This window comes from Flavobacterium sp. (assembly GCF_013823965.1).
Classification (GTDB): Bacteria; Bacteroidota; Bacteroidia; order Flavobacteriales; family Flavobacteriaceae; genus Flavobacterium.
This window is the reverse complement of record NZ_PNNA01000095.1, coordinates 74,649-100,287: the sequence shown is the minus strand read 5'-3', so window position 1 is coordinate 100,287 and position 25,639 is coordinate 74,649. Positions and strand designations below refer to the sequence as shown.

Here is a 25,639-nt window from a genome sequence, read left to right as displayed (position 1 = left end):
ACATAAAAATCAATTCTATATTTAAAAACAGTAAATTTGAAAAGTTTTTTTATATAAATACATTATGAATATTTCGCATAAGGACTTACACAGTAAGTTGACGTTAGGTGGGTTATTAGTTTCATTAGGAATAATTTACGGTGATATTGGTACCTCTCCGTTGTATGTAATGAAAGCCATAATTGGTTCCCATTTGATAAATGCAGATATAGTCTTAGGAGGAATATCTTGCGTGTTTTGGACTCTTACGCTACAAACTACCATCAAATATGTACTAATCACTTTAAGTGCTGACAACCACGGTGAGGGAGGAATTTTTGCATTGTATGCCTTAGTAAAAAAGACAAAAATAAGATGGTTGATTGTTCCAGCCATTATAGGAGGAAGCGCCTTGCTTGCCGACGGAATAATCACGCCGCCCATTTCTGTATCATCGGCAGTGGAGGGAATTAAAACATTTTATCCAGAAATAAATACGGTTCCTATCGTTATTGGGATTTTATTCGTGTTGTTCACCATTCAACAATTTGGTTCGAAATTGGTAGGGAAATTTTTTGCCCCAATGATGCTCCTTTGGTTCGGAATGTTAGGTGTTTTAGGATTGTTGCAAATTGCACAACATCCTGAAGTCCTGAAAGCTTTTAATCCTTATTATGCCTATAATTTATTATCCATCCACCCGGAAGGATTTTACGTTTTGGGTTTTGTTTTTCTTTGTACCACTGGAGCCGAAGCCTTATACTCGGACATGGGACATTGTGGACGAAAAAATATCAGGATCAGCTGGATTTTTGTAAAAACTACCTTGGTTTTAAATTACTTTGGACAAGCTGCGTATCTAATTCATCATGAAGGTCAAACTTTAGTGGGTTTAGGTGGCGAAAATGGAAATCCATTCTATTTAATTATGGCCGATTGGTTTCAACCCATAGGAATCATAATTGCAACATTGGCAGCAGTAATTGCTTCCCAAGCATTGATAAGCGGTTCGTTTACATTGATAAATGAAGCCATGCGATTGAATTTTTGGCCAAAAGTAAAAATTAAATACCCTTCAGAATTAAAAGGCCAATTGTATATCCCATCAATAAACTGGTTGTTGTTTTTTGGGTGTGTTGGAGTGGTATTGCACTTCGAAAAATCCAGCAATATGGAGCACGCTTATGGATTGGCCATTATTTTATGCATGATAATGACCACGATATTACTCAATTATTACATGATAATGAAAAGAGTAAAACTCTATTTTATGGTTCCATTAATAACTGTTTATTTAACCATTGAATTCGGTTTTCTTATCGCCAATGTCACAAAATTTGCAGAAGGCGGATATGTTACATTGATTATCGCTTTCATTCTTATTTCTGTTATGACCATTTGGTATTTTGCCAAGAAAATTAACAAAAGCTACACTCAAATTGTAAAATTAGAAGATTACAAAAAAGTATTATCTGAACTAAGTGACGATTTATCGATACCAAAATATGCTACCCATTTGATTTATATGACAAATGCAGGAAGAGCTGATGAAATCGAGGAAAAAGTAATGTACTCCATTTTACGAAAAAGACCAAAACGAGCCGATATATATTGGTTTGTCCACGTCAATATTTTAAACATTCCTTATAAAACAGAATACAAAGTTGTTGAAATTGCTGAAGACACCTTGTTTAGAGTCGATTTCAATTTAGGTTTTAGAGAACCAACAAAAATTAACCTCATGTTCAAAGAAGTAATCACGGATATGGTAAAAAAAGGAGAGGTTGACGTAACCAGTAGGTATGAATCCTTGAATAAAAACAATATCATAGGTGATTTCAAATTTGTACTGTCCGAAAAATACCTATCCAATGATAGCGATTTGACTTTTTTCGAAAAAATAATCATGAATTCGTACTTCTTCATCAAAAAATTGAGCCTGTCCGAAGAAAGTGCCTTCGGTTTAGACAGCAGTTCTGTGAAAGTGGAGAAATTCCCAATGGTTCTTCATGCACCAGAAAATATTGGTTTAACCAGAGTTCATTAAAACTCATCTTTAATCACGACTTAAAAACACTGTTTCAAACCAGTGTTTTTTTGTTGTAAAAATATTAAAGCAACATTCAATCATTTAGTAGTACCTTTGCACCTCAATTATTTAAAATGAGATTACACAGAAATTTAGTTTACACTACAATCGACGCCTTAAATGCCATTTTTAACGAAGGCGAATATGCCGATAAAGTGGTGGCAAGATCCTTAAAAAAAGACAAACGTTGGGGAAGCTCCGATAGAAAATTTGTGGCCGAAACCATATATGAAATCGTACGTTGGAAAAGATTATACGCTGAAATCGCCGAAGTAAAAGAACCCTTCGACAGAGACAATCTTTGGAGAATATTTTCGGTTTGGGCAGTTTTGAGAGGCTATCCTATTCCCGATTGGCGCCAACTGGAAGGAACTCCTGAAAGAAAAATAAAAGGACGATTTGACGAACTTTCAAAAGTAAGAGCCGTAAAAGAATCTATCCCGGATTGGATGGACGAATTGGGCGTGAAAGAATTAGGCGAAAAAGTTTGGGCAACAGAAATTGCAGCCCAAAACCAACCTGCCAAAGTCATTCTTAGAGTAAACACATTAAAAACGACCAAAGAACAATTAAGAGCCATCTTAATGGACTTGAACATTGAAACCGAATACTTGAAAGATCAACCGGATGCTTTGGTTCTGAAAGAAAGAGCCAATGTTTTCTTGACAGATGCTTTCAAACAAGGTTTTTTTGAAGTCCAAGATGCCAATTCACAACTCGTTGCCGCTTTCCTTGACGTAAAACCAGGAATGCGCGTAGTGGACACTTGCGCCGGTGCCGGTGGAAAAACCTTGCACATTGCCGCTTTGATGGAAAATAAAGGACAATTGATTGCGATGGATTTGTACGAAAGCAAATTGAAACAATTAAAGTTAAGAGCCAAAAGAGATGGCGCTTTCAACATTGAATATCGCATTATCGATACGACAAAAGTGATCAAAAAACTTCACGAAAAAGCCGACAGAGTCTTGATTGACGCACCTTGCAGCGGTTTTGGAGTTCTCAAAAGAAACCCGGATGCCAAATGGAAATTGCAACCGGAATTCATCGACAATATTCGAAAAGTACAAGCTGAAGTTTTGGAAAATTATTCTAAAATTGTAAAACCTGGCGGGAAATTAGTTTATGCAACGTGCTCCATTTTGCCTTCTGAAAATCAAGAACAGGTAAAAAAATTCTTGACTACAGACATTGGAAAACAATTTGAGTTTATAAAAGACCGTAAAATATTAGCTTCAGAATCTGGTTTTGATGGTTTTTATATGGCTTTGTTAGAAAGAAAAAATGAATCAATATAATAGCATGAAAAAAATCTACTCAATCCTTTCACTTCTTTACATAAGTTTAGTATTCGCGCAAGCTGGAGCTCCAGCGACTCCCTATTATGATGGTTCAAATTGGACTTTAACCGGAACCGCATTAAAAGATGCTTTGGCAACTAAAATTACTTCTACACATACCAACCTTTTATCCTATACTCCCGGGGTTTGGGAAGCTTCGAAAATGACCGATTTAGATCCAAACAATTCCAATAATGTACTGTTAATTTACGGATGGGAAAACGGTTCTGATAATAGTGTTACCAATGACAGATCCAGAGATAAAAACAATAACGGAGGTAATAATGGCCAATGGAATCGCGAACATACTTATGCAAAATCATTAGGTACTCCGTCTTTACAAGATGGAGGAACTGCAAATAATTCAAGTAGTGATGCTGGTGAAGATGCCCATCATATTCGTCCTGCCGATGTACAATGGAATGGTACACGTGGGAATTTAACCTACGCAGCAGGAAGTGGAAATTCCGGAAATGTTGCTGGCGGTTGGTATCCAGGAGACGAATGGAAAGGCGATGTGGCTCGAATGATGATGTATATGTATTTGCGTTATGGAACGCAATGTTTACCAATAAATGTGGGAACTGGAACTTCACCGGTTTCTGACCCTAATATGTTGAATTTATTTCTCCAATGGAATGTGGAAGATCCCGTATCGGCATTTGAAGACGCCAGAAATACATATCACGGAAATACGGCTAATACTTATGCGCAAGGAAATAGAAATCCTTTTATTGACAATCCGTATTTAGCAACTCTTATTTGGGGTGGAACTGCAGCCGAAAACCGTTGGCCAAGCATTATATTGGCTACAGACACTTTCGACAAATTTGCCAACATTTCCATCTACCCTAATCCAACAAACAGTCACAAAATAAAAATACAAACTGACATTGTTTTGGATGAAATTGATTTAATCAATATCGACGGTCAGTTGATGCAAGTTATCAAAAAACCTACTTTAGAAAACCAAGCCTATACTTTAGATAATTTGCCACAAGGATTTTACTTGTTGAAAATGACGTCTGACAATCAGTCAACAACCAAGTCAATCATAGTGAACTAATTTCAAAATTTGATTAAAAAGTTAATAAAAAAGTCCTCGAAATTCGAGGACTTTTTTGTGTTAAATCTATATACTATTCTCTTTGTTACAAGATTTTTAAAAATATTCAACAATGAAAAAATAAAAAAACGCCCATATTCCTATAAAAAAGAATCCAAGGTATAAATTATTTAAATTTTTATTTAAATCTTTTTTAATTATAAGTCGATATAAAATCCAACCTATAAAAGCGATTACTAAACCTATTACCATTACAACTCTTGACATAATTTATTTTATTTTTGATGTTATGATTAATTTCTATTGACTATTCATTATCAAATTTTCTGTGTCACTTGTCATTTAGCATTATCACTAACTTAATTCTTTTCTCTTTTAATCATTCATAGAAATCAAGAACTCTTCGTTATTTTTGGTTTTCTTGAAACGATCGTTGATAAAATCCATTGCTTCCACAGGATTCATGTCTGAAAGGTATTTTCTCATAATCCACATTCTTTGCAAGGTTTTTGGATCTAATAACAAGTCGTCTCTTCTTGTGCTGGAAGAAGTCAAATCAATCGCTGGGAAAATACGTTTGTTGGCAATTTTTCTGTCCAACTGCAATTCCATGTTTCCAGTTCCCTTGAATTCTTCAAAGATAACTTCGTCCATTTTCGATCCAGTTTCAGTCAATGCGGTGGCAATGATACTCAATGAACCTCCATTCTCCACATTTCTGGCCGCTCCAAAAAATCGTTTTGGTTTCTGTAATGCATTGGCATCCACACCACCACTCAGCACTTTTCCAGAAGCTGGTTGCACAGTGTTATAAGCTCTTGCTAAACGCGTAATCGAATCCAATAAAATCACGACATCGTGTCCACATTCTACCAATCGTTTTGATTTTTCGAGAACAATATTCGCAATTTTTACGTGTTCCTGAGGTTCTCTGTCAAATGTGGAGGCAATTACTTCACCACGAACGCTACGTTGCATGTCAGTTACCTCTTCCGGACGTTCATCAATCAATAAAACAATCAAATAAACTTCTGGATGGTTGGCAGCAATGGCGTTTGCAATGTCTTTTAGCAACATGGTTTTACCCGTTTTGGGTTGCGCCACGATCATGCCACGTTGGCCTTTTCCTATTGGTGAAAACAAATCGATAATTCGAGTGGAAATGGTACTTTGTCTTTCGGCCAATTTGAATTTTTCAGAAGGAAAAACAGGCGTTAAATGTTCGAAAGAAACTCGGTCTCGAACTACTTGCGGATCATGTCCATTGATTTTTAAAACGCGAACCAATGGAAAGAATTTTTCGCCTTCTTTTGGAGGACGTACCACACCTTTTACGGTGTCGCCGGTTTTAAGTCCAAACAATCTAATTTGCGAAGTGGATAAATAAATATCATCAGGCGAAGCCAAATAATTGTAATCCGAGGAGCGAAGGAAACCATAGCCATCAGGCATCATTTCAAGAACTCCTTCACTTTCTATTATGCCGTCAAATTCAAAATCCGAATCTCTAAAATTGTTTTTCTTGTTTTTAAAATTGGGATTTGCATTTCCATTATTGTTTTGGTTTGGATTTGCGTTGGAATTTTGATTTTGGTTTTGTTTGTGAAGTTGATTTGGGTTTATTTTTTTTGCGGGAATGCTAACTTCGGGGTTTTCAGGAGTGGTAGTTTCTGAATCTTTGGCATTGTCTTTGGAAGGCTCATTGTCGTCAGTGGCAGCTTTTGCTTCTTCTTTTTGCTTTTGCAAAGCCATCTTCTTTTCGTAAGCTGATTTATTAAATTTAATTGCCTTGCCTACTTTCTTTTCAACTGTTTCAGGTATTGCTTCTTGTTTGACCTCTTTTTCTACAACCGGAGGAGCTGTTGCCACTGGGATTTCTTCGTTTGGAAAAAGGGAAGAGTTGGAATTTTTTTCAATTGCCACTTTTTTTGGAGCTACAATTCTGGTTCTTTTTGGTTTATTGTCTTCAGTTTTGTTTTCTAACTTTTTATTGTCTGAAGATGAATCGGGGTTTGCCGATTGAAGTTCTAAAATCTGGCTGATTAATGCCTCTTTTTTTACTCCGTTAAATTTAATTGTTTTAGCAGCTTTAGCTATTTGTTGAAGCTCGGAAAGCTTCATTTCTTTTAATGCAGAAATATCAAACATAAATGTTCTGTGAGTTTAAATAATTTGGGAATACTCTAAAAGTGTGTAGTAAATTTTTGATTTTGAATTCACCGAAGAATGAAGTACTTACGGATTTGTTATGCAATAATACGAATAAATTTTATGATACAATAGTATTTATTGAAAAGAAAATATATTTTTGTCAAAGAAATTTAAACAATGATACAAAGAATTCAAACCCTATATTTACTTCTTGCCTTTTTGGTAACTGGTGTTATACCGTTCTTCATCCCTTTGTGGACAATGGCTGATGGTAAAGCGTACTTTTTTATGCAAAATCAAGTATATGTAGTGATTTTGGGATTGAGTACGACACTTTCCTTGTTGAGTATCATTTCATATAAAAAGAGACAAAATCAATTTGTTATTGGCAGATTGAACATGATTTTAAATTTAATTTTATTAGGCTTGTTTGTCTATCGTTCACTAAATTTATCTGGAGAAACACTGGCTGTTTCTGAGAAAGGTATTGGGATGTTTCTTCCTATTGTTGCTATCGTGTTGTTAGTTTTGGCTAACAAGGCCATCAAAAAGGACGAAGATCTTGTAAAATCTGTGGACAGGTTGAGATAATCCTATAAACTTAGTTTATTAGTGCGAAGGAAACCCGAATGTAAAAGTTCGGGTTTTTTTGTGGTATTTTTTAAACTGTAAACTGCCACTGATCACTTACTTCTTCCCTATTTCAATGATTTCCAAATCTTTTATTTTATCGCCGTCAATAACGAAACGCAACATCGTTCTCACTTGGTGAAAACCACTTTTTCCTGCAGCTCCGGGATTCATGTGCAAAAGATTATTTTTCTTGTCGAAAATTACTTTTAGAATATGGGAATGTCCGCAAATGAATAGTTTTGGTGGATTTGCATTCATTTCAGCTTTAATATTTGGATTGTATTTTCCTGGATAACCGCCAATGTGGGTAATCCAAACAGCAACTTCTTCGCACATAAAACGATTGTGCAATGGAAATTCCATTCTAGCCTTTTCATCATCAATATTACCGTAAACACCACGCAATGGTTTGAGTTTCTTGATGGTATCGGTCACGATCAAATCGCCAATATCTCCGGCGTGCCACACTTCGTCAGCTTGGGAAACGTATTTTAAAATCGTGTCGTCAACATGACTGTGCGTGTCGGAAAGTAGGAGGATTTTTTTCATTTTGTCATTGCGAGGAATTGCGAGGTAAGCGGCAAGGCAATCTCATCCTCTTTATTTTAAGTCACGAAGTTTATTGTTTTTATGCAAAGTTAAAATTTAAGATGGAAGATTCTTGATTTTAAATTTCGGTTTTGGGAAAACTTTAAAAGTATAATCAACTTAAATCTTTGTAAATTTGCCATTATTAACTCGTTCGCTAACACTTTTTCAGCATTATTGACTGAAAACGGAACACTGGATACTGTACACTAAACTTGAGATATTTTATAAAACTGGCATACAACGGAACCAATTATCATGGATGGCAATACCAACCCAATGCTTCTTCCGTTCAGGAAACCCTGAACAAGGCGGTTTCGGTTATATTGAATACCGAGATCAATCTTATGGGAGCTGGACGAACAGATACGGGAGTTCATGCCAAAGAAATGTTTGCCCATTTTGATTTTGAAACACCAATTGTTGTTTCTAGTTTGATACACAAACTCAATTCCTACTTGCCCAAAGACATTGTGGTTTATGACATTATTCCCGTTCTGGACGAAGCACACGCTCGTTTTGACGCCAAGAAAAGAACTTACGAATACCACATCAATACTTTCAAGGATGTTTTTTTGCAGGATGGAAGTTGGTATTTTCATCAAGATTTAGATTTGGATTTGATGAATGAAGCCTCAAAATTATTGTTTGACCATTTGGATTTTCAATGTTTTTCAAAAGTAAACACTGATGTAAACACTTTTGATTGCACTATTTTTGAAGCATATTGGACAAAAGAAAACAACAAGATTGTATTCACTGTTTCGGCCAATCGTTTCTTGAGAAACATGGTTCGCGCCATCGTGGGAACTCTTGTAAACGTGGGATTGCACAAAATCACCTTGGATGATTTCAACGAAATTATTAAAAGCAAAAACCGAGAAAAGGCTGGTTTCTCTGTTCCGGCACACGGATTATATTTGACGAAAATTGAATATGATTATTTGTAAAAGAGTGAAGAGAGTAAAGAATAGAAAATAGATATTGAAATTATAAAGAGCCACAGGATAAAGTTCCTGAAAAGTTATGAAAGCAAAAGCATTCGATACCCGATTATTCAAAAGAATATTAAAATATACAAAACCCTATCAATCACGATTCTATTTCGTGATTGCTTTCGCCATTTCGTTGTCGATTTTTGCGGCTTTACGCCCTTATTTATTAAAACAAACCGTTGATGGATACATAAAAACACACGATCAATTCGGACTTTTACTTTACGTGAGCCTAATGGGTTTTGTTCTTTTATTGGAAGTTTTCTCGCAGTTTTTCTTCGTGTATTGGGCCAATTGGTTGGGACAAGACATTGTAAAAGATATTCGAACCAAAATGTTTAAACACATTTTAAGTTTCAAAATGAAGTATTTTGACAATGTGCCCGTGGGACAACTCGTGACACGTTCCGTTTCCGATATCGAGGCAATTGCCCGTATTTTTAGTCAAGGATTGTTTATGATCATAAGCGACTTGATGAAAATGGTCGTGGTATTGATTTTTATGTTTTACATGAACTGGAAACTCACTTGGATCGTGATTATAGCGATGCCGATATTGGTTTTTTTCACGCGAATATTTCAAAAGAAAATGCAAATCGCTTTTGAAGAAGTGCGAACACAAATTGCCAATATGAATTCCTTTGTGCAGGAACGCGTTACGGGAATGAAAATTGTCCAATTATTTAATAGGGAATCCATTGAATTAGAAAAATTCAAATCGATTAACGAAAAACACAACAAAGCTTGGATAAAAACCATTTTATACAACTCCATCTTCTTCCCTATCGCTGATATTATTTCATCGTTGACTCTTGGTTTTATTGTATTGTATGGAGGTTTCAAAATATTGGGTGGCGATAATTTTACGACACTCGGAGACTTGTTTTCCTATACGATGTTCATAGGAATGTTGTTCAACCCGCTGCGTCAAATTGCGGATAAATTTAACGAGATGCAACTCGGGATGATTGCCGCCAATCGTGTTTTTGACATTCTCGACACCCAAGACCAAATCCAGGACACGGGAACAGTGGAAGCGCCTATTTTCAAGGGAAGTATCCAATTTAAGGATGTTCATTTTGGCTACATTGCCAATGAAGAAGTGATAAAAGGCATAGATTTGGACGTGAAAGCGGGAAAAACAGTGGCCATAGTTGGTGCAACGGGAGCCGGAAAATCGACCATCATCAATTTGCTGAACCGTTTTTACGAAATCAACAGCGGAACCATTTGCATTGACGACCACAATATCGAAAACTATACTTTGGAGTCGTTGCGCAAACAAATTGCCGTAGTTTTGCAGGACGTTTTCCTTTTTGCCGACACAATTTTCAATAATATCACTTTAAACAATCCCGATATTTCGCGGGAACAGGTTTTGGCTGCGGCCAAAAAAATTGGCGTCCACAAATTCATCATGAGTTTGCCCGACAATTATGATTTTGACGTGAAAGAACGCGGCGTAATGTTGTCTTCCGGACAACGTCAATTGATTGCTTTTCTTCGTGCTTATGTCAGCAATCCGAGTATCCTTATTTTAGATGAAGCCACATCTTCCATAGATACATATTCTGAAGAATTAATCCAAAAAGCGACCGAAACGATTACCAAAGGAAGAACTTCCATCGTGATTGCGCATCGATTGGCTACCATCATCAATGCCGATAAAATTGTGGTGATGGACAAGGGCTTGATTGTGGAACAAGGAACACACCAAGAATTGGTAATCAAAGAAGGTGGTTATTATAAAAACCTTTATGATTCGCAGTTTGCCGTTGAAAATTAGTTTGAAAACATATATTTAAAATTCTAACCATTTTAAGTAGCAATCCATTTAAACTTTAAACGGTAAACTTTTTCATTAATAAAATAAATCCTTAATTTTGCCAACTGAATTTAATTTAGAAAAAACAGACACATGAAATACGATATTATAGTTTTAGGAAGTGGACCAGGCGGATATGTTACAGCCATTAGAGCATCACAGTTAGGCTTTAAAGTTGCCGTAATCGAAAAGGAAAACCTTGGTGGGGTTTGCTTGAATTGGGGTTGTATTCCCACGAAAGCGTTATTAAAATCTGCACAGGTTTTTGATTACTTGAAACACGCTTCTGATTATGGATTGACTGTTTCCTCATTCGACAAAGATTTCCCGGCAGTAATTCAACGTAGCCGTGGTGTTGCACAAGGAATGAGCAAGGGAGTTACTTTCTTGATGAAGAAAAATAAAATTGACGTTATTGATGGTTTTGGAAAAATAAAACCAGGCAAAAAAGTGGACGTTACCGATAAAGATGGAAAAGTTTCTGAATATTCAGCAGACCATATCATTATTGCCACTGGAGCACGTTCTCGTGAATTGCCAAACTTGCCACAAGACGGTGTAAAAGTAATTGGCTACCGTCAAGCAATGAACTTGCCAAGTCAACCTAAAAAAATGATCATTGTTGGTTCTGGCGCCATTGGTGTTGAATTTGCCCATTTCTACAACTCAATGGGAACTGATGTGACCATAGTGGAATTTATGCCAAATGTAGTTCCTGTAGAAGACGAAGATATTTCGAAACAATTTGAAAAATCGTTGAAAAAAGCAGGAATTAAAGTAATGTTAAATTCATCTGTAGAAAGAATTGATACTTCTGGAAATGGAGTTAAAGCTTTCGTTAAAACCGCTAAAGGAGAAGAAGTTTTGGAAGCCGACATCTTGTTGTCTGCCGTTGGTATCAAAACCAACATCGAAAACATTGGATTGGAAGAAGTGGGAATTGCCGTTGATAGAGACAAAATCTTGGTAAACGCTTACAACCAAACCAACATTCCTGGATATTATGCCATTGGAGACGTTACTCCGGGACAAGCATTGGCACACGTTGCTTCTGCCGAAGGAATTAACTGTGTGGAGAAAATCGCTGGTCTTCACGTGGATCCAATCGATTACGGAAACGTTCCGGGTTGTACCTACGCTACTCCTGAAATCGCTTCTGTAGGTTTGACTGAAAAGAAAGCGCTAGAATTAGGTTATGAAATTAAAGTGGGAAAATTCCCGTTCTCTGCTTCTGGAAAAGCACAAGCTTCCGGAAATTCGGATGGTTTCGTGAAAGTAATTTTCGATGCCAAATACGGCGAATGGTTGGGGTGCCACATGATTGGTGCCGGTGTTACGGACATGATTGCCGAAGCAGTTGTGGCTCGTAAACTGGAAACAACAGGTCACGAAATCCTTAAATCGATTCACCCTCACCCAACAATGAGTGAAGCTGTTATGGAAGCCGTTGCCGATGCTTATGGCGAGGTAATCCACTTGTAAATTAACTATTTTATATTTATACATAAATCCGTTTTGTGAAAGCAGAACGGATTTTTCTTTAAAATCAACTCCTTATTAACTAATTCTGTTATAAATTATTTATCTAGAAATTTATTTGTTATGAATAATGTTTATGGCAAGAAAAACTATTAAATAATTATAAAAAACTACCACTTAATTCATTACATTTGAAGACGGTTCCAAATTGTGGCCAAAAACCACTTATTTTCAACTCTAAAAGCCCCATAAACCTATATTTATACCTAAATATAATTTACAAATGGATATTGACAGTAGAACCAAAGAAGAACTCTTATGGGAGTTGCAGGATTTACAGCAAAAGCATAATGCAATCCTAGATTTATACAAAAAAGAAATTAGTGTTGAAAAGCTAGGTTATGAGTCCCAAAATACAGTAACTAAACTTTCTAAAGAGCCAACATTGGAGCTTATTCAAAAACTGGAATTAGAGCACGATGAACTAATCTTATTGAAGGAGGAAACCCGTAAATTCCAATTTCTTTCCAATCAAATATTGGTTTTGCTTAACGGCAATCTTGGCCTAAAAAAAATTATTGATGCTGTTCTTAAATTAATTCAAACAGAAAAAAAATTTTCTGCCGTTGGAATCTGCATCAAAACAGATAATAATTCGCCTTATTATTCTCAAATTGGTTTTCAGGAAAATTGTATCCAAAAGGAAAATTCATCCCTTGAAGATGACGAAAATGAATTGTCTTGCAAAAAAAGAGAGGGAAACAATAAACTGGAATGTAGTTGTTCATTAGCTATTTTTGATAAAATTGACCCAGAAAATGGATCAGTCACAAAAACTGGAGCTTATGTTACCAATAATTCTTCTCCTTCATTGGAATTATTTACGGATAAGAAAACTGAATTAAACCCAAAAAACACTTGTATTCATTCAAAATATGGTTCCGTTGCCATAATTCCCATTATGGCCAACCATAAAATTGTAGGCACACTGCAACTCAACCACAAAGAAACTAATGCTTTTACCAAGGAGGAAATTCATTTTTTTGAAGGAATTTGTTCCAATATTGGCACCACATTGATGCGCAAACAAGCAGAAACAAATATAAAAGAAAGCAAAAAAAAATACAAAAACTTAATCAAGAATATGCCTGACGGTGTGTATAAAAGTACCGACGAAGGCAAATTTATTGAGGTCAATCCCGCCATGGTCAAAATACTTGGATATGACAGCAAAGAAGAACTAATGGCCATCGATATAAAATCCCAACTATACTTTGAACTATCCGATCGCGATAGTGTGGCACTCCAAGTAGAAGAAAAAGAATTAGGGGTTTATCGGATGAAAAAAAAGGACGGATCCGAAGTATGGGTGGAAGACCACGGATGGTTAACTTTCGACAAAACAAAAAACACCCTGTTTCACGAAGGAGTACTTCGAGACATTACTGAACGCGTGTTAGCTGAAGAAAAACTAAGAGAGAGTGAAAATAAACTGAAAGGAATGATTTCTGGAAGTCCCGATTTAGTTTGGTTAAAGGATAAAAATGGAGTATATCTGGAATGCAACACCCGTTTTGAACAACTTTCTGGATCCACAAAAGAATATATTATCGGAAAAACAGATTATGATTTTTTTGACAAAGAATTAGCTGACTTCTTTAGAAAAAATGATAGAATTGCCATGGAAGCTGGTAAACCAATCATGAATGAAGAAGAATTAACCTTTGCAAGTGATGGCCATGTCGAGTTGGTTGAAACCATAAAAACACCGCTTTATGACAACAAATCCCAAGTGACGGGAATAATGGGGATTGGTCGGGATATTACACAAAGGAAGCTATCTGAACTAGCATTACGCGAGAGTGAAAAACGATTTAAAACCATATTTAATGAAACTCCCATGGGCATTGCCTTGGTCGATTCAAATACAGGCCATATCTATGAAGTAAATCAAATGTTTGCCCAAATTGTGGGCAGAACAATCGAACAAATGGCTACCATTGACTGGATGTCCATCACGCATCCTGAAGATGTTCAGGAAGACTTGGATAATATGGCGCTCATGAATTCAGGGAAAATTCCTGGATTCCAAATGAAAAAACGCTATATAAAACCCGATAATACTATTGTTTGGATCAACATGACCGTGACTCCCATATCTATCAATAATGAAATCCATACCAAACATCTTTGCATGATCGAAGATATCACGGAAAGCAGAGAAGTAGAAGAAAAACTACGCAAACTTTCGCAAGCCGTAGAACAAAGTCCAACAACCATTGTTATCACCGATACTACAGGGAAAATCGAATATGTGAATCCAAAATTTGTGGAAACTACGGGTTATAATTTGGAAGATGTCATTGGACAAAATCCTCGAGTTTTAAAATCGGGGTATACCAAACCGGAGGAATATAAGGAATTATGGGATATAGTAAGTAAAGGCGGAGACTGGAGAGGGGAATTTCTTAATAAGAGAAAAAATGGGGAATTTTATTGGGAAGCTGCAAGTATTTCCCCCATCACAAACGCAAAAGGAGAAACCACACATTTTATTGCCATAAAGGAAGACATCACGTATCGTAAAGAAACAGACCTTTTGCTGGAAGAAAAAAACAATAAAATTGAAGCACAAAATCTAGAATACAAACACTTAAATGAAGAATTAATAATCGCCAAAAATCATGCGGAAGAAAGCGATAAGCTAAAAACATCCTTTCTTGCAAACATGAGTCACGAAATACGCACTCCAATGAACGGTATTCTGGGTTTTGCAGGACTGCTCAAAGACCCAATGTTATCCGGCGAAGAACAGAAAGAATATATTGACATCATAGAAAAAAGTGGTACCAGAATGCTCAATATAATCAACGACATTATCGACATATCTAAAATCGAATCCGGACTCATGAAAGTGAAAATGACGGAATCCAACATAAATGATCAAATTGATTACATCTACACCTTCTTTAAGCCAGAAGTGGAAATCAAGGGAATGAAGTTGTCCTGTATCAAAAATTTGACATCGGTAGATTCAATCATCAAAACAGATCGTGAAAAAGTCTTTGCAATTCTCATCAATCTGGTTAAAAATGCCGTTAAATATTCTAATGAAGGCGTAATAGAATTTGGATACATAAAAAAGGGAAAATACCTGGAATTTTTTGTTAGCGATACCGGTATTGGAATTCCAAAAAACAGACAAAATGCAGTATTTGAGCGATTCATACAAGCTGATATTGATGACAAAAAAGCCATTCAAGGTGCCGGATTAGGGTTGTCCATTTCAAAAGCTTTTGTTGAAATGCTTGGTGGAAAAATCTGGATGGACAGTGAACCAGGAAAAGGAAGCACTTTTTATTTTACCATTCCATACGACAATAAATTAAATAAAAAAACCAATAATCAAAACCGTAAAATAGACAATGAAATAGTAAGTCATCTCAAAAAGCTAAAAATTCTCATTGCTGAAGATGACGAAATATCAAAACTTTTTATCAACAAAGTGGTTCAACCATTTAGCAAGCAAACCCTGAACGTTTCCAATGGAGCCGAAGTCATCACCGTTTGCAGCAATAATCCCGATATTGATTTGATATTAATGGATATAAAAATGCCTATAAAAGATGGTTATGAAGCGACTCAAGAAATTAGAAAATTTAATAAAGATGTCATCATCATTGCGCAAACAGCCAATGGACTAAGCAATGATATACAAAAGGCAATTAATGCAGGATGCAATGATCACATTTCAAAACCCATAGACAAACATGAATTTTTAACACTTTTACAAAAATATTTTTCTTGATAAAATAATTCGTTGAAGGGTTTCAAGGCAATGACATTGCAAATACATTCAAATGGCACACCTCTAGCAGGAATCCGTTTTGTAAAACAAAGCGGATTTTTTTGGCTTTAAATCCTTTTCTAAAACTATTATGGCATAAATTATATTTTTGCTTTTAAAATCCAAATTTAAAATTATTCTTTATATTTGTTGGTTCGAGGTTTAACAACCTTTTTTAAGTTTAAATTAAATTATACTATGCAAAACATTCCTAGTGTTGACTTGCGTGATTTCCTTTCGGATGACCCGAAACGTAAACAAAAATTTGTAAATGAAATCGGAAGTGCCTTTGAAGAAATTGGATTCGTTGCCTTAAAAGGGCATTTTTTAGACGACCAATTAGTCGAAGAATTGTATGGCGAAATAAGAAACTTTTTCGCATTGCCATTAGAAACCAAACACGGTTATGAAATTCCCGGAATTGGAGGACAAAGAGGCTATGTTTCTTTTGGAAAAGAACACGCCAAAGGCAGAAAAGAAGGGGATTTAAAAGAGTTTTGGCACTTTGGCCAATATGTCGAGAAAGACTCCAAACACGCTGCAGAATATCCTGACAATGTAGAAGTAAAAGAATTGCCCCGTTTTAACATTGTAGGGAAAGAAGCCTACCAAATGCTAGAAAAAACAGGAGTTTATGTACTTAGAGCTTTAGCTTTACACCTTGGCTTGGACGAATTTTATTTTGATGAATATGCCAAAGAAGGCAATTCTATTTTACGTCCAATTCATTATCCACCCATAACTTCTGAACCTGAAAATGCGATTCGTGCCGCAGCGCATGGCGACATCAATTTGATTACCCTTTTGATGGGTGCCCAAGGTCGTGGATTGCAAGTTCAAAATCACGATGGAGAATGGATTGACGCCATTGCACAACCAGACGAATTAGTCATAAATGTAGGCGATATGTTGTCGCGTCACACCAACAATAAATTGAAATCCACCATCCACCAAGTGGTGAATCCACCAAGGGAATTATGGGGAACTTCACGTTATTCCATTCCGTTTTTTATGCATCCCGTGAGCGACATGAAATTGGATTGCCTGGAAAATTGCATCGATGCTGAAAACCCTAAGAAATTCGAGGACATTACAGCCGGAGATTACTTGTACGAAAGATTGGTAGATTTAGGATTAATCAAAAAATAATTTATAACTTTATAAAGTAAGAAAGACATTGAGTTTACTTGATGTCTTTTTAGGTTTTTATACTTTAAATATGGACTTACAAGAGCAATTGAAAAATTTATTTCCCGACCACATCGAATCGGAACCTGAAGAAGTTCAAGAAGAAGATCACGTGCTTTTTATTCAAAAAGAACCGATGATTTGCAAATTCGAAAAGCGAAAAGGAAAAGCCACCACCATAATCGAAGGCTACGAAGGAACGGACGAAGATTTTAAAATTCTGGCCAAAGAAATCAAAACCAAATTGAGCGTTGGCGGAACTTTCAAGGATGATTCCATAATCATTCAAGGAGATTATCGCGACAAAATCATGCAAATACTCAAAGAAAAAGGCTTTAAAGTAAAACGAGTTGGAGGGTAAATAAGTTGGCAGTCTCAGTTTTCAGTTTTCAGATTAAAAAATAATAATACTAATGAGCTTTGTGCGCTTTGCGATAAAACTTTGCGCCTTTGCGGTAAAATATAAATAATGATACAATCATCAGAATTGATACTCAACCCAGACGGGAGTGTGTATCATTTGAACTTACTACCAGAACATATTGCACACGACATCATCTTTGTGGGTGATCAAAATCGTGTCGAAAAAATCACGCAATTCTTTGACAGCATCGAATTTTCGACCCAAAAAAGAGAATTCAAAACCCAAACCGGGATTTTTAAAGGAAAAAGAATTACGGTAATGTCAACCGGAATTGGTCCCGATAACATTGACATTGTGATGAACGAATTGGACGCATTGGTCAACATCGATTTAAAAACCAGAGCACCAAAAGAAAATCTTACTTCGCTAAATATTATCCGCATTGGGACATCAGGTTCGTTACAAGCCGATATTCCCGTGGATAGTTTTGTGATGGGCAAATTTGGATTGGGATTGGACAATATGCTTCGCTCCTACTTGATTGACGAAATCTCGGAAATTGAAATGGAAGATGCCTTTATCAAACACACCAATTGGGATTTGAGAAAAGGACGTCCTTACGTAATTTCTTGTTCCGAAAAACTGGAAAAACGAATGGAAAGTGACCGAATTTTCAAAGGAATCACGGGAACTGCCGGAGGTTTTTATGGGCCACAAGGAAGAGTTTTGCGTTTGAACATTCAAGACGAAAACCTGAATTCTAAAATGGACAGTTTCAATTACAATGGCACTCGAATGACCAATCTCGAAATGGAAACAGGTGCCATTTATGGACTTGGAAAACTTTTGGGACACAATTGTTTATCGTTAAACGCCATCATTGCCAATCGTGCCAACGGAACTTTTAGCGAAGATCCATACAAAGCTGTTGATGAATTGATAGCTTATGCTTTGGGAAAATTAGCAGAATAATTCATGAATTTAATCCTCGAAACCGACAGACTCATCCTTCGTGAACTACAACTTTCTGATGCAGAGGCTTTTTTTGCCATGGACAGCAATCTCAAGGTTCACCAATACTTGTGGAATAAACCTGTTCAAAAAATCGAGGAAACTATTGAAATCATTGCCTCTGTCAGAAAACAATATATTGACAATGGCATTGGCAGATTTGCCATGATTTTGAAAGAAACCAATGAATTTGTTGGTTGGGCTGGATTAAAATACAATACCGAAGTGGTTAACAACAAAGTTAATTTTTACGATATCGGTTATCGATTGGACGAAAAATTCTGGGGAAAAGGATACGCTAGCGAAGCAACTTTTACTTGGTTAAAATATGCTTTCGAAACGATGAATATCAAAACTATGGAAGCCGCAGCTCATACAAACAATGCCGCTTCGAATAAAATTCTTCAAAAAATTGGAATGCAAATGACAGAACAATATCTTGAAGATGGAGTTTCGTGGAATTGGTATCAATTGGAAAATGAAAATTATAATTTGGGTTAGTTTCGCATAGACATCTAACCCAAATTTATTTGGATTTACTTTGCAAGTTTTTTGCGTAAAGTTGCCTTCCAAGTTCTCCCAGAAAAGGCAAACCTATTGTTTCATATTCATATTTATCATCATTGAAAACTCCGTCATTATTGACCAAAAGAGTAGCCGAAACCATAAACTCAACTTTATTGGCTGCATCAACAATATAAGCGCAATCAATCAAAGTTCCATAAGCATCGCCCGGTTTATTGTAAATTTTAATATTGGCCGGAATATTTTCTTTTGTGTCTCCAAACATAAAAAACTTGCAATAGCCATCATGATAAATAGCAGGATCATAACCCGCATTTTTGGGAACATTTTGCATCGAATACAAGATAAATTCCCTTTCTTTTTCGGTCAAATTAAACCGTTCCGATTCTTTGAATGCTTCCGGAAAAACAATTCTTTTCATTGTATTCTGAAGCGTTTCCAGCGGGAAATAATTCTTGTTCGAAAAATCAAATGGCTCATTAACCAAGTTGTCCTCTTTCATGTATCCAATTCCTTTTTTCAGTTTATTCATCGTCAAAGGAACACTGGGTTTGTTATGAATTTCAGGCAAAATCACAACGGTATTATCGTCTTTATAAAGTGTAATCGGTTTTGTAATTGGGTTTCCCGCATCTGGAGCACTCACTCTATTTGAAACCCTAAAAGGCGATAGTCCTTTGGCTTTCATACTTTCATTCAAATAGTCAAACCCAATAAATTCCAACAAATTAGTACTGGCTTCGTTGCTGCTAACCGCAAAAATTTTAGAAATTTCTTCCGAAAATCGAAGTTTTTCAGGCTTTCCTTCGATGACATATTCAGTGTCTTTTGAAGTATTTTCAATGGTGTTCAACTTTTCCAAAGCTAAAACCGCGATAGGAAATTTGACCGTACTTGCCGGATAAAAGTAGTTCTCGGCATTCAAACGATAAGTAAAATCTTTAAAACTTACTTTGTTGTTTTTGTCCCTTAAAATCTGGGTATAAATAATTTGAAGCTCGAATGCTTCAGGATTTGACATCACCTTTTTTATCTTCGGATTAGCAGAAGCCAATGTCTCCTGCAAGATATTTTTTTTCATTGCAGAACATCCAAACTCCAAAAAAATCAGGGCAATTATTAATAAACTTTTGTAGATTTTCATTTGGGAATTTTTAAATTACATATTGGAATTCCATTCAATGGGAATTTTTCCTTTCTCTTCCAAATATAGGTTAGTTTTACTAAAATGTTTGTTTCCAAACCATTTTCCTTGATTGGCACTCATTGGTGATGGATGTCCCGATACTAAAACCAAATGCTTGGTTCGGTCAATTTTGGAACCTTTCTTTTGGGCAAAACTTCCCCAAAGCAAAAAAACCACCTGTTCTTTTTCATCCGAAATTTTCTGGATTACGGCATCGGTAAAAGTATTCCATTTCAAGTGTTTATGGCTGTTGGGACTGTCCATTCGAACCGAAAGTGATGCATTTAAAAGTAGAACACCTTGCTTTGCCCAATGTTGCAAATTACCAGAAGTAGGCAAAAAAACAGTTCCAAAATCGTCATTCAATTCCCTGAAAATATTGCGCAACGATGGCGGAATTCGGATATTATCATTCACCGAAAAGCTTAAACCATTAGCTTCATTAATGCCGTGATACGGGTCTTGACCAATGATTACCACTTTCAAATCATCGAATGAACAATGGTCGAAAGCCGCAAAAATCAATTCTTTTGGAGGAAAACAAATGTGGTTTTGATATTCTTCATCGACAGCTTTCATCAAATCTTGGTAATAAGAACTCCGGATTTCATCGGATAAAATTGTTTGCCAGGAAGGATTGATTTGGGGTTGCATAAATATATCTTTTAGCAAAGTTCGTAAAGTTTTCGCAAAGTGCCACTAGAAAATGGTTTTTGACTTTATTACTTTGTAACTTTGGAGCTTTGACATTAGACTTTCGACACAAAAATGATATCCATTACAGAAAAAACACTTCAAGACTTACAATTTCCAACCGTTCTCGAAACCATTTCGGCGATTTGCAACACCGATATTGGCAAGCAAAAAGCGCTACAAATTACGCCTTTCAGAGACAAGGAAACCTTGATGAATGCCTTGATGCAAACCTCGGAATATGTTTCATCTTTCCAAAATAACAACGCCATTCCCAATCACGGATTTGATGCGATTACGTATGAAATCAAGTTTTTGGCAATAGAAGACAGCTTTCTGGAAGTGGGCGGATTCCGAAAAATTGCAACCATATCCGAAACCACGAATTTTATGCTGAATTATTTCAAGAAATTCGATGATTATTATCCTTATTTGAATAGAAAAGCTTCCGAAATTCAAATTACCAAAGAAATCAGCAGCTTGATTGATGTCGTGGTTGATAAATATGGAGAAATTAAGGACAATGCTTCTCCCGATTTATTGAATATTCGACGGGAAATGAATCTCGTTCGGGGCAAAGTAAACCAAAGTTTTGGAGTTGCTTTAACCCAATACAATTCCCTTGGATATTTGGACGACATTAAAGAAAGTTTTGTTCAAAATCGTAGGGTTTTGGCGGTTTTGGCGATGTATCGTCGTAAAGTGAAAGGTTCTATTTTGGGCAGTTCCAAAACGGGTAGTATTGCTTATATTGAACCCGAAACTACCTTGAAATATTCCCGTGAATTGAGCAATTTAGAATACGAGGAAAAAGAAGAAATCACCCGAATTTTAAAACAATTATCCAACCAAATTCGGCCATTTTTACCTTTGCTCATCCAATACCAGGATTTCTTAAGCGATATTGACGTGATTGCCGCAAAAGCAAAATATGCCAACAGAATCAATGGAATTTTACCAACAATTACGGATAATCGCAGATTGTATTTCAGGGATGCCTTCCATCCTATTTTGTATTTGAACAACAAACAAAAAAACGAAATAACGCATCCTCAAACTTTTGAATTAAATCAGGAAAAAAGAATCATCGTAATTTCTGGACCCAATGCTGGAGGAAAAACCATTTCGCTGAAAACCGTTGGATTACTCCAATTAATGTTGCAATCCGGAATGTTGATTCCCGTTCACGAACGCAGTGAAACCTTTTTGTTTGACAGAATTTTAACAGACATTGGCGACAATCAATCCATTGAAAATCATTTAAGTACCTACAGTTACCGACTCAAGAACATGAACTACTTCTTGAAGAAATGCAACAAGAAAACAATGTTCTTGATTGATGAATTTGGAACCGGTTCCGATCCGGAATTAGGTGGTGCTTTGGCCGAGATTTTCTTGGAAGAATTTTATCACCGTGAAGCGTTCGGGATCATAACGACACATTATTCGAACCTTAAAATTTTGGCCAACGAATTGCCTTTTGCCATAAATGCCAATATGTTGTTTGACGAAAAAACATTGGAACCCATGTATAAATTGGTTTTAGGTCAAGCGGGAAGCTCTTTTACGTTTGAAGTGGCTTTGAAAAACGGAATTCCTTTCAGTTTAATCAATCGAGCGAAAAAGAAAATCGAAGTGGGGAAAGTGCGTTTTGACAAAACCATTGCCACACTTCAAAAAGAGCGTTCGAAGTTGGAAAAAACTTCGCAAATACTCAAGGAAGAAGAAACAAAAGCGCGCGAAGAAGGCAGAAAAATGGAAACCATCAACGTGAAAATTAAGCAAAAACTGGAAAGCTACCAGGAATTGTACGACAGTAACCAGAAAACGATTTACATTGGACAAAAAATTGAATCGATTGCCGAAAATTATTTCAACAATAAAAACAAGAAAGATCTCATTGGAGAATTTTTGAAAATAATCGAAATCGAAAATTCTAAACGCAAGAAAGCTACACCCAAAGAAATCAAAGCGATTGTGGAAAAGAAAAAAGAAGTAATCAAAGAAATCGAGGTTAAGGTCGAAGAAATCAGGGTCGCTAAAAAAGAAAAAAAACTAAAACCCATTATCGAAAAACCAAAAGCTGTCCTAAAAGTAGGCGACAGAGTACGAATGTCCGACGGAAAATCAGTGGGAAGCATTGACCATATTGAGAAAAACAAGGCAACCGTAAATTATGGAATATTCACTTCAAAAGTAAGTTTGGATCTATTGGAATTGGTCGAATCGGTTAAAAAATAATTTAAATGTTGCATTTCAAATTTTAAATCATGCTTAATTTTCCTCCAAACAAGAAAATAATCCTCTTTGACGGCGAATGCAATTTATGTGATTCAGCAGTCCAATTTGTGATTCAACACGATAAAAAAGATGTATTTCGGTTTGTGTCTTTGCAATCGGAATTGGGGCAAGAAATTCTAAAACATATTGGAATTAAACCCGCAAATATTGACAGTATAATTCTATACGAACCCGGAATTGCTTATTATTACAAGTCGGAAGCAGCATTGCAAATTGCAAAAAGTCTTGGTGGTTTTTTACATTTGGGAACCCTTTTCCGGATAATCCCAAAGGGAATTAGTAACCAACTTTATGATTACATTGCCAAAAATCGTTACAAATGGTATGGTAAAAAAGAAAGCTGCTTGGTGCCAACACCAGAATTAAAATCAAAATTTTTATAATAAAATCACCTATTATGATATTTATCATGTGCCACGTTTTAAAGTAGCCATATATTTGTCTCAATCTTAATTTAGGGTATTGGATATTTGATATTGTAATATTGAAACGGTGATTTTTAATAGTTGTTTTTGGTTTAGCAATATGGTTTAATAGAGCCTTTATTATAATGACAAGTCCGAGAAAGATTATAAATTAAGTGTACAAAAAAAGAGAGGAAATCTGCAAAGACATCCTCTCTTTATTATTAAACAGCAATCTGGAATAGGTTTTTAACCCCTAATCAATTTTCTGTATTTCAAACGTTTTGGAGTCAAGTCGCCACCCAAACGTTTCTTTTTATTTTCCTCATAATCAGAGAAACCTCCTTCAAAATAATACACTTCTGAGTTGCCTTCGAACGCTAAAATATGTGTACATATCCTGTCCAAGAACCATCTGTCGTGTGAAATCACCACGGCGCAACCTGCAAAATTCTCCAAACCTTCTTCCAAGGCACGAAGCGTGTTGACATCCAAATCATTCGTTGGCTCATCCAGTAACAATACGTTTCCTTCTTCTTTCAAAGTCATCGCCAAATGCAAGCGGTTTCGTTCACCTCCGGAAAGCATCGAAACTTTCTTGTTTTGGTCGCTTCCGCCAAAATTGAAACGGCTTAAATAAGCGCGAGAATTCACTTGACGACCTCCCATCATTATCATTTCTTGTCCATCGGCAAAGTTTTCCCAAATGGATTTATTAGGATCAATATTCGAATGGGATTGATCTACATAAGCTATTTTTACGGTGTCACCAATCAAAAATTCGCCACCATCGGGTTTTTCTTCTCCCATGATCATTTTGAAAATAGTTGATTTACCGGCACCATTTGGTCCAATAATTCCAACAATTCCAGCTTGTGGCAAATTAAAATTTAAATTATCGTAAAGTAATTTTTCTCCAAAAGCTTTCGCCACATTTTTGGCTTCGATAACATTTGTTCCTAAACGAGGTCCATTTGGAATGTAGATTTCCAAGTTTTCATCCAATTGTTTTTGGTCTTCGTTCAATAATTTGTCGTAGTTCTGCAAACGTGCTTTTTGTTTCGTTTGACGACCTTTGGCACCTTGACGCACCCAGTCCAACTCTCGTTCCAGAGTTTTTCTGCGTTTGGATGCCACTTTTTCTTCTGATGCCATCCGATTTGATTTTTGCTCCAACCAAGAAGAATAATTCCCTTTCCATGGTATTCCTTCTCCTCTATCCAATTCCAAAATCCAGCCGGCAACATTATCCAAGAAATATCTGTCGTGCGTTACTGCTATCACGGTTCCGGCGTATTGTGCCAAATGTTGCTCCAACCAAAGCACGCTTTCCGCATCCAAGTGATTCGTAGGCTCATCCAGTAACAAAACGTCCGGTTGTTGCAATAATAAACGGCATAAAGCAACGCGACGACGCTCTCCTCCAGATAAATTTTTAATTGGAGTATCACCGTCTGGAGTGCGCAAAGCATCCATCGCGATTTCGAGTTTGGTATCAATTTCCCAAGCGCCAAGAGCATCAATTTTATCCTGCAAAGCAGCCTGACGATCCATCAACTTGTCCATTTTATCGGCATCCTCATAGTTTTCCGGAAGACCAAATAAATCATTTATGTTATTGTATTCTTCAAGAACTGCCATTGTTTCGGCAACTCCTTCTCGAACTATTTCAATAACCGTTTTGTTATCGTCCAATTGTGGATCTTGTTCCAAATAACCCACGGTATAACCCGGTTGAAAAACCACGTCACCTTGATAATTTTTATCGACTCCGGCAATAATCCTCAAAAGTGACGATTTTCCCGAACCGTTTAGACCCAAAATACCAATTTTAGCTCCGTAAAAGAAACTCAAATAAATATTCTTCAATACTGGTTTGTCGCTGCTTGAGTACGTTTTACTCAACTTTTGCATCGAAAATATTACTTTTTTATCGTCTGCCATTTCTCTATATAAAATTTAAAAATTCATTATT

19 protein-coding genes are annotated in these 25,639 nt (G+C 36.2%); 14 read left to right on the top strand and 5 right to left on the bottom strand.

Annotation, left to right across the window (positions count from 1 at the left end; translation table 11 throughout):
- Window positions 1-64: 64 nt before the first annotated feature.
- From C0430_RS11535 to C0430_RS11525, 3 genes are all read left to right on the top strand, one after another.
- A complete protein-coding gene (locus C0430_RS11535; protein ID WP_290870114.1) occupies window positions 65-2,026 on the top strand; it encodes a KUP/HAK/KT family potassium transporter in 1,962 nt (653 codons plus the stop codon).
- Window positions 2,027-2,142: 116 nt separating this feature from the next.
- Complete coding sequence (locus C0430_RS11530) at window positions 2,143-3,366, top strand: methyltransferase domain-containing protein (RefSeq protein WP_290870111.1); 1,224 nt, start codon at window positions 2,143-2,145, stop codon at window positions 3,364-3,366.
- A 4-nt stretch (window positions 3,367-3,370) separates the two neighbouring features.
- A complete protein-coding gene (locus C0430_RS11525) occupies window positions 3,371-4,474 on the top strand; it encodes an endonuclease (protein ID WP_290870108.1) in 1,104 nt (367 codons plus the stop codon).
- 375 nt (window positions 4,475-4,849) lie between these two features.
- Here the strand turns inward: C0430_RS11525 and rho are convergent, their stop codons facing one another.
- The gene (gene rho / locus C0430_RS11520) at window positions 4,850-6,622 is read right to left on the bottom strand and encodes a transcription termination factor Rho (RefSeq protein WP_290870105.1); all 1,773 of its coding nucleotides are present in this window, start codon (window positions 6,620-6,622) and stop codon (window positions 4,850-4,852) included.
- A 180-nt stretch (window positions 6,623-6,802) separates the two neighbouring features.
- Here rho and C0430_RS11515 point away from each other — a divergent pair, with 180 nt between their 5' ends.
- Window positions 6,803-7,216 carry a DUF4293 family protein gene (locus tag C0430_RS11515; RefSeq protein WP_290870102.1) on the top strand — a complete coding sequence of 138 codons (414 nt, stop codon included), beginning with the start codon at window positions 6,803-6,805 and terminating at the stop codon, window positions 7,214-7,216.
- A 96-nt stretch (window positions 7,217-7,312) separates the two neighbouring features.
- Here the strand turns inward: C0430_RS11515 and C0430_RS11510 are convergent, their stop codons facing one another.
- Entirely contained in the window at window positions 7,313-7,807 is a 495-nt protein-coding gene (locus tag C0430_RS11510; RefSeq protein WP_290870099.1) for a metallophosphoesterase family protein, read from the bottom strand.
- 254 nt (window positions 7,808-8,061) lie between these two features.
- Here C0430_RS11510 and truA point away from each other — a divergent pair, with 254 nt between their 5' ends.
- From truA to C0430_RS11470, 8 genes are all read left to right on the top strand, one after another.
- Window positions 8,062-8,796 carry a tRNA pseudouridine(38-40) synthase TruA gene (gene truA, locus C0430_RS11505; RefSeq protein WP_290870096.1) on the top strand — a complete coding sequence of 245 codons (735 nt, stop codon included), beginning with the start codon at window positions 8,062-8,064 and terminating at the stop codon, window positions 8,794-8,796.
- 76 nt (window positions 8,797-8,872) lie between these two features.
- A complete protein-coding gene (locus C0430_RS11500) occupies window positions 8,873-10,627 on the top strand; it encodes an ABC transporter ATP-binding protein (protein ID WP_290870093.1) in 1,755 nt (584 codons plus the stop codon).
- Between the two features lie 132 nt (window positions 10,628-10,759).
- The gene (gene lpdA / locus C0430_RS11495; protein WP_290870090.1) at window positions 10,760-12,148 is read left to right on the top strand and encodes a dihydrolipoyl dehydrogenase; all 1,389 of its coding nucleotides are present in this window, start codon (window positions 10,760-10,762) and stop codon (window positions 12,146-12,148) included.
- Window positions 12,149-12,428: 280 nt separating this feature from the next.
- A complete protein-coding gene (locus tag C0430_RS11490; RefSeq protein WP_290870087.1) occupies window positions 12,429-15,953 on the top strand; it encodes a PAS domain S-box protein in 3,525 nt (1,174 codons plus the stop codon).
- Window positions 15,954-16,190: 237 nt separating this feature from the next.
- Window positions 16,191-17,141, top strand: a complete 951-nt coding sequence (locus C0430_RS11485) for a 2-oxoglutarate and iron-dependent oxygenase domain-containing protein (protein ID WP_290870084.1) — start codon at window positions 16,191-16,193, stop codon at window positions 17,139-17,141.
- Between the two features lie 70 nt (window positions 17,142-17,211).
- On the top strand, window positions 17,212-17,541 hold the full coding sequence (locus C0430_RS11480; RefSeq protein WP_290870081.1) for a translation initiation factor: 330 nt from the start codon (window positions 17,212-17,214) through the stop codon (window positions 17,539-17,541).
- A gap of 108 nt (window positions 17,542-17,649) precedes the next feature.
- Window positions 17,650-18,516, top strand: a complete 867-nt coding sequence (locus C0430_RS11475) for a nucleoside phosphorylase (protein WP_290870077.1) — start codon at window positions 17,650-17,652, stop codon at window positions 18,514-18,516.
- 3 nt (window positions 18,517-18,519) lie between these two features.
- A complete protein-coding gene (locus C0430_RS11470; RefSeq protein WP_290870074.1) occupies window positions 18,520-19,056 on the top strand; it encodes a GNAT family N-acetyltransferase in 537 nt (178 codons plus the stop codon).
- Between the two features lie 25 nt (window positions 19,057-19,081).
- On the opposite strand, the gene C0430_RS11465 is transcribed toward C0430_RS11470, so the two are convergent.
- Entirely contained in the window at window positions 19,082-20,224 is a 1,143-nt protein-coding gene (locus C0430_RS11465) for a serine hydrolase (RefSeq protein WP_290870071.1), read from the bottom strand.
- A 15-nt stretch (window positions 20,225-20,239) separates the two neighbouring features.
- Entirely contained in the window at window positions 20,240-20,920 is a 681-nt protein-coding gene (locus C0430_RS11460) for a uracil-DNA glycosylase (protein ID WP_290870068.1), read from the bottom strand.
- A gap of 114 nt (window positions 20,921-21,034) precedes the next feature.
- On the opposite strand from C0430_RS11460, the gene C0430_RS11455 reads away from it, so the two are divergent.
- Together C0430_RS11455 and C0430_RS11450 are read left to right on the top strand one after the other, a co-directional pair.
- Window positions 21,035-23,200: a DNA mismatch repair protein MutS gene (locus C0430_RS11455; protein ID WP_290870066.1), complete on the top strand. Its 2,166-nt coding sequence runs from the start codon at window positions 21,035-21,037 to the stop codon at window positions 23,198-23,200.
- A 29-nt stretch (window positions 23,201-23,229) separates the two neighbouring features.
- Window positions 23,230-23,643 (top strand): thiol-disulfide oxidoreductase DCC family protein, encoded by a 414-nt coding sequence (locus C0430_RS11450; protein WP_290870063.1) that lies wholly within the window; start codon window positions 23,230-23,232, stop codon window positions 23,641-23,643.
- A gap of 270 nt (window positions 23,644-23,913) precedes the next feature.
- Here C0430_RS11450 and ettA read toward each other — a convergent pair whose 3' ends face one another.
- A complete protein-coding gene (gene ettA / locus C0430_RS11445) occupies window positions 23,914-25,608 on the bottom strand; it encodes an energy-dependent translational throttle protein EttA (RefSeq protein ID WP_290870060.1) in 1,695 nt (564 codons plus the stop codon).
- Window positions 25,609-25,639 lie beyond the last annotated feature (31 nt).

Coding starts and splice junctions, on each gene's coding strand:
- C0430_RS11470 (WP_290870074.1), top strand. CDS start 18,520: ATGAATTTAATCCTCGAAACCGACAGACTCATCCTTCGTGAACTACAA.
- C0430_RS11490 (WP_290870087.1), top strand. CDS start 12,429: ATGGATATTGACAGTAGAACCAAAGAAGAACTCTTATGGGAGTTGCAG.
- rho (WP_290870105.1), bottom strand. CDS start 6,622: ATGTTTGATATTTCTGCATTAAAAGAAATGAAGCTTTCCGAGCTTCAA.
- C0430_RS11515 (WP_290870102.1), top strand. CDS start 6,803: ATGATACAAAGAATTCAAACCCTATATTTACTTCTTGCCTTTTTGGTA.
- ettA (WP_290870060.1), bottom strand. CDS start 25,608: ATGGCAGACGATAAAAAAGTAATATTTTCGATGCAAAAGTTGAGTAAA.
- C0430_RS11465 (WP_290870071.1), bottom strand. CDS start 20,224: ATGAAAATCTACAAAAGTTTATTAATAATTGCCCTGATTTTTTTGGAG.
- C0430_RS11480 (WP_290870081.1), top strand. CDS start 17,212: ATGGACTTACAAGAGCAATTGAAAAATTTATTTCCCGACCACATCGAA.
- C0430_RS11460 (WP_290870068.1), bottom strand. CDS start 20,920: ATGCAACCCCAAATCAATCCTTCCTGGCAAACAATTTTATCCGATGAA.
- C0430_RS11475 (WP_290870077.1), top strand. CDS start 17,650: ATGATACAATCATCAGAATTGATACTCAACCCAGACGGGAGTGTGTAT.
- lpdA (WP_290870090.1), top strand. CDS start 10,760: ATGAAATACGATATTATAGTTTTAGGAAGTGGACCAGGCGGATATGTT.
- C0430_RS11535 (WP_290870114.1), top strand. CDS start 65: ATGAATATTTCGCATAAGGACTTACACAGTAAGTTGACGTTAGGTGGG.
- C0430_RS11525 (WP_290870108.1), top strand. CDS start 3,371: ATGAAAAAAATCTACTCAATCCTTTCACTTCTTTACATAAGTTTAGTA.
- C0430_RS11530 (WP_290870111.1), top strand. CDS start 2,143: ATGAGATTACACAGAAATTTAGTTTACACTACAATCGACGCCTTAAAT.
- C0430_RS11485 (WP_290870084.1), top strand. CDS start 16,191: ATGCAAAACATTCCTAGTGTTGACTTGCGTGATTTCCTTTCGGATGAC.
- C0430_RS11500 (WP_290870093.1), top strand. CDS start 8,873: ATGAAAGCAAAAGCATTCGATACCCGATTATTCAAAAGAATATTAAAA.
- C0430_RS11450 (WP_290870063.1), top strand. CDS start 23,230: ATGCTTAATTTTCCTCCAAACAAGAAAATAATCCTCTTTGACGGCGAA.
- C0430_RS11510 (WP_290870099.1), bottom strand. CDS start 7,807: ATGAAAAAAATCCTCCTACTTTCCGACACGCACAGTCATGTTGACGAC.
- C0430_RS11455 (WP_290870066.1), top strand. CDS start 21,035: ATGATATCCATTACAGAAAAAACACTTCAAGACTTACAATTTCCAACC.